General features: G+C 27.9%; 12 protein-coding genes and 1 pseudogene. All 13 read right to left on the reverse strand.

Annotated elements, in window-relative coordinates; translation table 11 throughout:
* Positions 1-322, reverse strand: a 322-nt coding sequence (locus J3U63_RS12655) for a hypothetical protein (RefSeq protein ID WP_267371725.1), incomplete at its 3' end; no start/stop codon positions are given.
* Between the two features lie 174 nt (positions 323-496).
* Positions 497-688 (reverse strand): hypothetical protein, encoded by a 192-nt coding sequence (locus J3U63_RS12660; protein WP_267371726.1) that lies wholly within the window; start codon positions 686-688, stop codon positions 497-499.
* Positions 689-1739: 1051 nt separating this feature from the next.
* Positions 1740-2681 carry a hypothetical protein gene (locus J3U63_RS12665; protein WP_267371727.1) on the reverse strand — a complete coding sequence of 314 codons (942 nt, stop codon included), beginning with the start codon at positions 2679-2681 and terminating at the stop codon, positions 1740-1742.
* Between the two features lie 21 nt (positions 2682-2702).
* A complete protein-coding gene (locus J3U63_RS12670; protein WP_267371729.1) occupies positions 2703-3590 on the reverse strand; it encodes a peptidoglycan-binding domain-containing protein in 888 nt (295 codons plus the stop codon).
* Positions 3591-4002: 412 nt separating this feature from the next.
* Positions 4003-4980 (reverse strand): hypothetical protein, encoded by a 978-nt coding sequence (locus J3U63_RS12675; protein ID WP_267371732.1) that lies wholly within the window; start codon positions 4978-4980, stop codon positions 4003-4005.
* 141 nt (positions 4981-5121) lie between these two features.
* Positions 5122-6174 carry a hypothetical protein gene (locus J3U63_RS12680; RefSeq protein WP_267371734.1) on the reverse strand — a complete coding sequence of 351 codons (1053 nt, stop codon included), beginning with the start codon at positions 6172-6174 and terminating at the stop codon, positions 5122-5124.
* 1 nt (position 6175) lies between these two features.
* Positions 6176-7072, reverse strand: a complete 897-nt coding sequence (locus tag J3U63_RS12685) for a hypothetical protein (protein ID WP_267371736.1) — start codon at positions 7070-7072, stop codon at positions 6176-6178.
* Positions 7073-7452: 380 nt separating this feature from the next.
* Entirely contained in the window at positions 7453-7893 is a 441-nt protein-coding gene (locus tag J3U63_RS12690; RefSeq protein WP_267348433.1) for a hypothetical protein, read from the reverse strand.
* Positions 7894-8040: 147 nt separating this feature from the next.
* Positions 8041-8487, reverse strand: a complete 447-nt coding sequence (locus J3U63_RS12695; RefSeq protein ID WP_267371738.1) for a hypothetical protein — start codon at positions 8485-8487, stop codon at positions 8041-8043.
* On the reverse strand, positions 8459-8977 hold the full coding sequence (locus J3U63_RS12700; RefSeq protein WP_267371741.1) for a M15 family metallopeptidase: 519 nt from the start codon (positions 8975-8977) through the stop codon (positions 8459-8461). The genes J3U63_RS12695 and J3U63_RS12700 overlap by 29 nt, the downstream gene beginning before the upstream one ends.
* 23 nt (positions 8978-9000) lie before the next feature.
* On the reverse strand, positions 9001-9345 hold the full coding sequence (locus J3U63_RS12705; RefSeq protein WP_267371744.1) for a hypothetical protein: 345 nt from the start codon (positions 9343-9345) through the stop codon (positions 9001-9003).
* 49 nt (positions 9346-9394) lie between these two features.
* Positions 9395-10360, reverse strand: coding sequence for a hypothetical protein (locus J3U63_RS12710; RefSeq protein ID WP_267371746.1), 966 nt, complete (start codon positions 10358-10360; stop codon positions 9395-9397).
* Between the two features lie 3 nt (positions 10361-10363).
* A pseudogene (locus J3U63_RS12715) lies at positions 10364-10908 on the reverse strand (hypothetical protein); the annotation flags it as partial.

Raw genomic sequence — 10908 nt, forward strand, 5'->3', positions numbered from 1 at the left:
TCAGTAGCAACGGTGGCATATCAACTTCATTTTTGCTACCGGTTAACTCACTCTCTTGTAAGGGAAATTTACTCCATGCCGGTGTGGTACTGGCTAAATCTTTTAGATTACCTTTTTCTTTTAGTTTATCCTGTATCTCGTTATTATGTTCTATCCATAATGTTTTGGTTTCACTTTTTGATATTTGAATCTCTATTTGTAACCAGTTGATATTCGATTCTTTACTCAGTACTTTTATTTCCGAACCTTTGAAGCACTCACCTACTGTTGAATCCGAGTCTGATGCTAACGCCAGTAATTTTGCACCTTTTGATATTATCATTCTTGGTAAGTTAGCTCACTAACAGTAGGCTGTCTGTAAGCTACGAGATAATCATCACCCTCAATAAAGAGCATTTCGTTCATATAAATCGCCTTATTCCATCTAGCAGAAATTTAGCTAATGGCGATTTGTCGATATTTTCAAATGTGATATATTCCAACTCGTCACTAATATCTATATTAAATTCTTTAAAATTTTCAACTTGCTGTTGATAAAGTTTTCATTAACAAACAACTGTTTTGATTTCGCTTTAGCATTTGTAAAGGAATAGGCTTGTTGATAATTAACACAAAGCTTTTTCTCAGCAGGATTTAAAGTTAGTGTGATATCATAAAGTTCATTGAATCTGTTACTTTCAAAACGCATATAATTATTTGCTTGTTTATCGGTTAGCAAAAGGCTTTTTGTTGAATGTGTTTTGTTATCTTTAACCGCTAACTCACTGTAGCAATCTGAAGTGACAGGTAACTCTTGAAACTTCCCTTATTTTGTCACTTGAAAATGTTGTACTTCTACCGTTTCATCTTCAAAACGTTAGCGACGCTCAATAAAATATTTTTTATCAATATTGTAATAAATAAATTCGATTGGCAAATCACCTGTTACAGGATTTTCTCTTGTCATACCGATTCGAGAAGACAATATAATTTTATCTAAAAAATTAAATTGTTCAGAAAAAAGGTGAAGATAAACTATTTTTATCAAATAATTTTAAATAATGTAGATAACTTTCTGATATATTTTGAGGATAATTGTAATAATTCTCGTCCTTAATAAAATCTGTTGAGCTTTGAGAATTAATTGGTAAATCTAATGCAGGAAATTTATTAACTAATGTTAGAAATGAATTTTTGTCTTTAGGTTTTAAAAAAGACGCAACTAAAGATTCATTTATAATTAACAACTGTTCTTTGCCTAAAATCAATCTGCCTTTTGGTAATACTAATTTAGCTAAATTACTGTCTAAAACATCCTCAAATTGTAAATAATTTATCCCCTTGTTAGTAAAATAAATTCGTTAATGATTGGTTTTTCTATTAGGTCTTTTGTCAGTAATTGGGATATATCAGATGTCTGACGTACACTAACATTATATTGATTATCATCAATATAAATGATGTTATTAACTAATCTAACTCTCAAATTGTACAAGTAATCAAAGTTATAATTATGTTTGTTCATTTGGTTCTAATTTTCAACATATTCATCTAAAATCCAATAAAGTTGCTCAATATCTTTAGCATAAACATTAGAAAAATTAAAAAAACACATAATAATCATATAATTCTTAGTAACATTATATTTTTTTAATTGAAGAAAGATAAAACCCATGCATATTATTAGTTCCTCTAATTTTTAACCAACTCTTTTAAATATTTATTATTTAGGTTTCCATATTCAGCAACAATCATTAAATTTATTTAACCTTAACAAAGGTTCCTTGATCATTAATTTTATAGTTAGTCTTATGAATTAATTTAGTGGGTTTATTATAAACATGCTCTGTTTCAGAAATTGTTATAAGAAAGTCTTTATCTATTTCATATTCAATCCATACTACACCATCTTCTAATTCACTCTCTTCGCCTAATTCTAATCTATCAATTATATCTAAACTATCAGTAAGGCTTATTATGGACAATTTGGGAGCCCCTGCTCTATTACTAGAAAATAACAAAATTAATCTGATATTTTTGTATTCTTTCAATTTAATTGCTTGAAGATCGTCATCATTAATTACTCCTTTAAAAAAATAATTTAACTCATCAGGTATAGGTAAAAAACCATCATTTTCTTCAGGAGGCCAATAACGATTGGCTAAAGGTAGATTAGCTGTATTTAATTTGTTATATAATTTTTCAAACTCTTTATTAATCTGTTGTTTATCCTTGAAAGTCATAATAAACTCATCATTACTAAATAAAAACAGATAACCTGAAATAATTACTAATGATTTGTTCAAATTATATAGCTTAGGAAAAGTTAATAAGGTAAAATATTGGCTTTCTGGAAGGTTATTAGTTAATTTTAGACGATTTAATTCTCTTAGTAGTAATCTCTGAAATATTTGTGATAAATCATTAGTTGTTCTTTGTATTCCAATTACATTACCTTCATTTATAATTAATTTATTATTGGAGCTTTTAAGAGATATTTCTTTTGATTTATTCATTGATTTTAATAATTTTTCAATTTGAATTGTATGATCAGACATATAATCAATATTGACTAATTGCCATTCTATACTATTTGATTCTGTTGAAATATTTTGATTGTTTTTTATTTGACTAGCACCTACCACTAACGAAAAAAAGCATCCAAAACATAAAACGACAAAACAGTTTAATATTTTACGCATTATTCTCCCCTATAATTTATATCATTTAACTTCTTTCTTTATAAGTGTGATTAATTTTTCTCCATTCAAAATGGTCGCATCAGTACAAAAGTATTCATCTAATAAGTATTGTTTTTCAAACGATCTAACATCCATATGAATCCAACTATAGGTAAATCCAGATATAGGATTGCCTTCAGAATCCAAACCTATTGGCTCTGTCGTAAAAAGATTTTTATCTTCCCAATCGTCTTGTGAATTAAGATAAGTTTTAAAAAAGTTATCACGAATATATAATAAGGGCTCAATATTTTCTTTATTTTTACCAGCAATAGCCCAATTTTCTTTGTAAAATTGAATATCTATCGCTTTTCCTCTATGATTTGTAGTTCTTTTCCCTTCTGGATGCTGGCTACAACGATAACCTGATGAAATTAATCTAAATTTATAAACATCTTGTCTGCCTAAATAAAAACTTAATCCACACAATCCAAATAACAATGATCTATGTATACCTGGATATTCATAAGTATTAGACCTTTCTGGCGAAGTATTTTTTCCTAAACCATTTCCAAATCCACTACATTTATTAGGACTACATTTACATTTCAGTTGTGACCATACATTTGCACTAATAGCATATTCCTCTTGAAACTTATCAATCGCTTCAATTACTTGCATATCAACAACACCCGTTTCTTCAACTTTCATATAATCACGTTGAAACTGTTTGATCATGTTTTCTGTTCTTTCCGTAAACTCATCAGTCGGAACATTGCCACCAAAACCGGCAAGACGGATATTAATTTCTCGAATTATTTCATCTTTATCGTCTTTTTGGAAAAGAACTTTATTATTAGATAAATAATTTATCATAGCCACAGGATGCATAAACCAAACCTCACCATTTTGGCTTAACGTGGCAGGCATTGATGATGTTTCGGTTTGTTGCTTTGAGCTGTCTGTTGACTTTGCTTAGCTAATCCTTCGACTACATCTTCCCACCACAGCATTTTTGTCGCTTTTTCTTTGGTTTTTTCCTATAACTTATACCGCTTTTTTATCGAATTGAGAAACAAACAGGATTGTTCAGGAAAAGTAAACCGCATTATTTTCAGTCACTGCGGCTAAATTATTTAATGGTGAATGGAAATTCTTCTAACAATTAATTTTCTATTTAGCTACCCATTTCGCTCATGCTGATAAAACACGTTTTTGACTTTCTTTATTAATATTTGTTTTCAAAACTAAAACGTTCCTTGAAATATGATTTACTATAAAATTTAAAATCAAATAAAATACTATTCAAATCTTATTTAATTATTTTTTAAAAACAGCCTATTTAATTGAAACTATTCAAAATCATTGGTTCAATAGTACTTGGATTACATTCAAACTTTTTAAAGTGCATCTCTTTTCTTTTTATTCTCACACCTTCTTTTCCTAGATTTGTATCCACCAAATAATCAGTGTCTTTATTGGTAAAGGTTATCACAGATTTTTTTTTGTCTTCATCATCGATTATTTTTACTAATTGCAATTCTAATTTTGACTGGCTACCAAACCTATAAAACAACTTTGAATTAATATAATCATAGCATAACGATAATTGAGTATTGTTAACTTCACATCCAAATGCATTTTTTTCATTTTTATCTTTATTACAAAGTGTCGTATTTTTAAAAAATACATTTTGACTATAAATATTAATGATATCTTGATGCTGCATTAAATTTAATTTTTTATAAAACTGCTTTATCCAATCTTTTGAAATATTCTTTTCCAAAAATGAATTAAATAACAGCAATAAAAAATAATCAGGGTAAGACAATTGAGTATTATCTATAAAATAATGCATAATTTTTTCTGAGAAGATAGAGCTCATAATGTCTAGTTTGTCATTAATATTCTGAATAGAATAACTAACAACTTGTCCTTGAGAATAATCTAGATTGATCTCTCCTAATATGATTAACTTTTTATCTAAACTAGTTAAATAAGTTATTCTAGCCGGACTTTCCATTCCACCAAACTGATCAAAAATAGAAATTACACCTAAATTTGAAGTTTGAATTGATGGATTACCTCCTCCGTTGTAAATATAACTATTAATTGTTCCATCTATATTTAAATTTAAATCAATTTGTGACATTTTGTCTTCTTCAGGATTAATCAGACGACAATAAATATATTTTCCTTCAAAATTATTACCATTAATAAATTGACCTTTAATAACATTTAATTTACTTTCCTTACATAGTTGTGCAAATATCGGAAAACTAAAGAAAAGCAATATTGTAAAAATATAGAATTTTTTCATTGTTTACCTGTTAAGAATATTTTTTAGTAATTCTTCATATAGTTGGTGAGCAATTTTATCAATAATTGAAAATCAAGGTTTTCATTTTCACAATTTAATTTTTACATTAGTAATAATAAGATATTTTATTAATAAATTTATTTACCAAATAGTAAATGAATCCCCTTTAATCCATTTAATTATTTTACCGTTTTGTTTACTGTTATAACTTACCTTATACCAGACTCTCGAATGTTGTTCATCAGCCCAAATTACATCCAAAATTTTTACCATATCGTTTTTTATTATATAAATATCTGTTGAAGAGTTATCATTGGGTTCATTATAAAGATTTATTTTTTCTTGCTGGATGTAAGATTTGATATTGGGTTCTACATTAGATTTATTTAATAATTCTAATAATGCCTTTTTATCATAAAAAGTTTTTTTCCCTTTTGCATCAAAAATATCTAATCCAATAATTCCATCAGTTCTTACCTCCCCTATTCGTTGGTAAATTTTTGATTCTTTAAAACAGTATTCTTTTTCCTTATTTACTATTATTACTCTGAATTTATTCAAAAAATAATCATCAAGTGAGGAATATCGTCGATAAAAACTGATATCATCTATTTTACCAATAAAAGCATCGAATTCTTTATCAGATAAATATTCATTATTTTCAGGATAGTAGATATTATCGTATATACTGTATAAATAAAAATCTGGAAATAGATTTAAAATTGCATCTTCACCAAATCCATTTTGGATGATTTGTTTATCGCCACAATACGAATAATTGGCTACCATAAAATTTTTTAATTGTTGGCTTATATATATACATTGAACCATTAAATCATTATTTTTAACAATAATAGGTATATGTGCTTCAATAGATTCAGCTGCTGGCATAAAGTAATACAATGCAGGCTGATTATTCCATGCTTCGAATGCAATATTCAGCATTCCGCGTATTCCAATAACATTTTTATATAATTGGCTAGTATTTTTTGCCTGTACTTCTAATATGGCTTTTTTTGCAAAAACTTCTTCCTCATCATTTTCATCTTCACAAAAATAAGAAGTGAATTTATAAACTTTTGAATCAATACTAAATTGTTTATTTTCTTGAGATGATTTAATTTTACAAGGTCGCTTTGCGTAGCTAAAACTACTGATTATCATTAATAATATCAATATTATGATTTTTTTCACTCTAGAATTCCTCAGTTAAATTTGATGTTTGTCGAAGAATTGATTCAAACAAGTTCGCAAAAGAAGCTATGCTATCAGCACTATCACTCCCATTAATTACTTTTCTTGCAGTTTTGTAATCAATATGATTTTTATAGATATACTTAGGTAATTTACCACCTGTAAAAACCCCTTTCATCATTCCCCAAATCATAATTGGTACAGCAAAGTCAAGTTCTGCAGCTTTATCTGGATCGGTTATAAAATCAACACCCAAATAATTACTAGCCTTTTTATAGTTATTTTTCCAAGTTAAATGGACTAACCCCCGCCCTCGATATCTATAACCATCTCCTTCGACTATATTTCCATTGTCCTTAGCCTTTTTTCGTAAAGCTTCAGTGCTTGCTAATACAGGGTCATATTTATTAAAATATTCTTTTCCTAATCCACCGGAACGTTCTTCCAATGCACAGAAAAAATCATTTCCCCAGGTAGCTTCCCAACGAGCTGTTGCTAACATATAAGATACATAGTAAATGTTCGGTTTGAAGTCATCATTTTTTTTATAAAATAGATTTATTCTTTCAATAATTCCACAAAGAGCATCTTTAGATTTCTGATTAAAGTTCGGAACGATATCGTTCTCGTTTTTCTTAAATTTTTTATGTACGCTTTCATACTTAGTAAGGAAAACTTCAACGTTTATCAAACTTTTCCATGAAACAAAATTATATAATGTAAGCGGATTCACAAACCAAACCTCACCGTTTTGGCTTAACGTGGCAGGTGTTGATGATGTTTCGGTTTGTTGCTTTGAGCTGTCTTCTGTTTTATCTTTTTCAGTTTCAGTGTCACTTTGTTCTGTCTCTTGACTTTGCTTAGCTAATCCTTCGACTACATCTTCCCACCACAGCATTTTTGTCGCTTTTTCTTTGGTTTTTTTCCCATAATTCTGACTTCTCTTCTAACTCTTTTATTATGCCAAATAATTTAAGTTGCTTTTATGTTAATTTCTTGTCAGGGGTATTTTTAAAATCAGGGGGGAATTGGCTGATAATCTCTTCTTTGCTTTTCTAAGCCTTATTTTATTGATTTTTGTTCGGTTGCGTGATGCTTACTAACATATGCATCACGTTTTGCTTCATCACTGTCTTTTATATAACCCAGATAGTTTTCCGCATCATCGGTCATTTCACTGTTTAATGCTTCCCATTCCGGCCGCTTTCCTTCCGCATCCAGCTCTTCATACCATTCACTTTTTGAGTAAAGATGTAAAAATTCATATTCTTTAAACCGTTACTCAAAAATCCAAGATACACATTTATTATTTTCATGAGCTTCTTTTATCGCATCCACTAAAGTAGACAAATCTTCTCTAGCCTTTTTTAAATATAAAGGATCAAGTGAAATAGCAGAAATAATCTTTTTATTTTTAATAAAATATTTACTTTCAACAATAAAAACAGTTTCAGATTTCAAATTTTTATCATGAAAACCTATTGGTAAATTGTAGTATTCGGTGTTTGATTTTACTTCAAGTTTATCTTTCACTTTTATGACCATAATTTTTGAACGGTATGTCTCACCATAAATTCCTAGTTCAAGTTGATCTTTTTTACAATTTAACAAAGCTCCTTCTGTCGAATGTAAGGATTCAAGCGTCATCTCTTCTGCTTTTAAAGTGAATGATAATAATAAAATATTGAGACTAATTAAATATAATATACCTTTCATCATCTAATTTTTCTTTATTATGTTTTTTTAATAATACTGATACTTTATAACCAAAAATGATTTCAATCGTTCGCTAATATTCAATATCTGGCTCATTAAACAATCACTTTTATGAGTAAAGGTATAAAAACGCAAGTTATTTTTAAATATTTACTTAAAATTCCATGATAAACATTTATTATTTTCATGAGCTTCTTTTAATATTTGTTTAATAGATTCATAGATCTCATTTATTTTTTGGCTGTAATCTGAGCCTAGTAACGATACAAGAACTTGATCATTTTCAATATAAAAATCATAATCAATAGTTAAAATATTTCTGAATTTTTCATAAATAGGGCGATCATAATAACTAAATTTAGCTTTTATTCTATAATTATGAGGTTTACTATTGATAATTTTAATATTACTTTTAAATGTTTCCCCATAAACGTTTAATAATAAATCACTATTTTTTTTATCTTCACAAATTAATTCCGCTCCTTCAGATGAGAAGGACTGAGTTTCAAATACATTTGCATTTGCGTTTGCGTTTGCGTTTGCAATAAAAAGATAACATATTAAGAAATTAACTAATATTGACATAACCTTCATCATCTAATTCTCCTTCATTATATTTTTTTAATAATTCTGATGCTTTATAACCAAAAGTAATTTCAAAATGAGGATAATCTTTAAATGTTATCCAATCTCCCCCCCATAAAAAACCATAAGATTTTGCAATATCTACTATTTCTTTAATTTTTCGGTGTTTATCATCTAAAAAAATTGCTTTATTATCTAAAATTTCGACCACATCAATGGCTAATCCATAATTATGAAAACTGTATCCACCTTTAACTTTTGTCACAATAGGATCCGAATTTACTCTACCTTTATCATACAATTTATTTTGTTCTTCTATAGATCTATAACCATCTGATACTCTTAACTTCAAATTTAACTTACTTTCAGCATCATTTATAAAATCTAAAGTGTGTTGACGAATTTTTGGATGTAATAATGCTATCCTTGAGTTTGTTACTTTGTCCCATGTTTCAGTTTTTTTCCCTTCCATATAATAATCCACCATAGCCACAGGATGCATAAGCCATACCCTACCATTTTTACTCAAAGTGGCAGGTGTTGATAAAGTTTCGGTTTGCTCAGTTGAGGGGCTGATGTTTTATCTTTTTCTGTTTCAGTGTCACTTTGTTCTGTCTGTTGACTTTGCTTAGCTAATCCTTCGACTACATCTTCCCACCACAGCATTTTTGTCGCTTTTTCTTTGGTTTTTTCCCATAATTCTGACTTCTCTTCTAACTCTTTTATTTTACCCAATAAGTTAAGTTGCTCCGGTGTTAATTTCTTGTCGGGGGCATCTTTATAATCAGCGGGAAAACGCTTATAGTCTCTTCTTTGTTGATTCTCATTGTCAATAAAAACTAACTGAGAAGTTTCTTTTTTTATGCTCATAAGACATTAATATCAGCTACCTCAAATTTTAGTTATTATTATAATAAGATTACTCAGCCAATTTTTGATCTATGCCCTCTATTTTTTGATATAGTTGTTCTGTTAAACATTTGGTAATCTTATTGGTAAAATTCTTCGTTTCATCCTGATAATTCGGCGATTTTGAAGTTAAACACACCATATTGATTTCTTTATCTATTATTTCCATAAACTCGTTAACTTGAGGATTTTTAGTTTTAAGAAAATTTAGTTTTTGAAATAAAATATTATGATAGTAACGATAAGATTCTATACTACAACTAGTTGAGTATTCTTCTTGATAACAAGTTTTTAGTTTATTAATTTGATATTTTGATGTTTGAGGCGAACCTTCAAGAATTTTAAATTGATCGGGATAAATAATTTGATATTTATAACCTTCGTCAATTGATAATGATTTAAGTTGAAACTGTAAGTTTTTTTTATCTATCTGATAATGTTTCCAAAATATCGGTTTTACACTGGTTTCGACATCTTTTACCAATAATACATAAACATCCATATTAGGTGATATATAATAGTATTGATTACTTAACCAATAATAACCTTCAACATCATAAGAACTATTTGCCAATATAATTTTATCTACAAACTTTCCTTTATGAAAAAGGAATAAGTTAAGCTCTTTAACTGGATATATTTTATTATTAACGGTTTTATTATAGATTTTTTTATTAATAGTAAGCTTTACATCATCTACATCATATATAACAACATTATTTTTAATAATGTCATATAAATTTTCAAAATATGAAGCTATTTGATTAATTGGACAACGTTCAAGTATTTCTTCTCGTTCAGTATTTGTAATATGCCAAAAATTATCGGTTTTTTCGCAATCTTTTGCTAGTTTAGAGATATCTATCGCGTTAAGAATAGATTTACCTTTATAGTTCTCAATAATATTAATTTCCTCTCCATAACAGCAAAAACTGATGAAAAATAAAACTATTTTAATAAATAATAAATTTTTCATTACTTAATCCTTTATTGTGTTAAAAAAGCCGGAAGAACTCATTTGATATTGCTTTTCTTTGGTATAAATTTTTTTATCTTTTGGATTTTCATCTAGCTCAAATAGATTTTGTTGTTGATGTTGTTTTATCAATATTTTACCATCAGACTTTATTACAAAATCATTCCAATAGGATATTTCGCCATTTTGAATGGCGTACAAAAGTATTGCATCCATCAAATTTCCGTTATTATCATAACTATATAACTGAAAAGTAAAAACTTTGTTATCATTTTCACCTATAGCCATTTGGATAATGCCTTTATATAAAATGTCCTTATAATAAAAATAGCAATGAGGAAAATAAAAAGTTGTTTTAGTAAGATATTCAAATAATTTTGGCTTAAATGAAAATTCTTTATTGGTAAATCTTAATGGAAATGGCACATTAGGGGAAAGATATAAGCCATATTCTCCCCAATAGTAATACTTTTTTAACTGATTAGAAGAATAGGGCAATTTAATTTTATGATAGTAACGTAAATCACTTTTTAAATTTTCTGACAATG

This window comes from Gilliamella sp. B2838, from assembly GCF_026536185.1.
Classification (GTDB): Bacteria; Pseudomonadota; Gammaproteobacteria; order Enterobacterales; family Orbaceae; genus Gilliamella.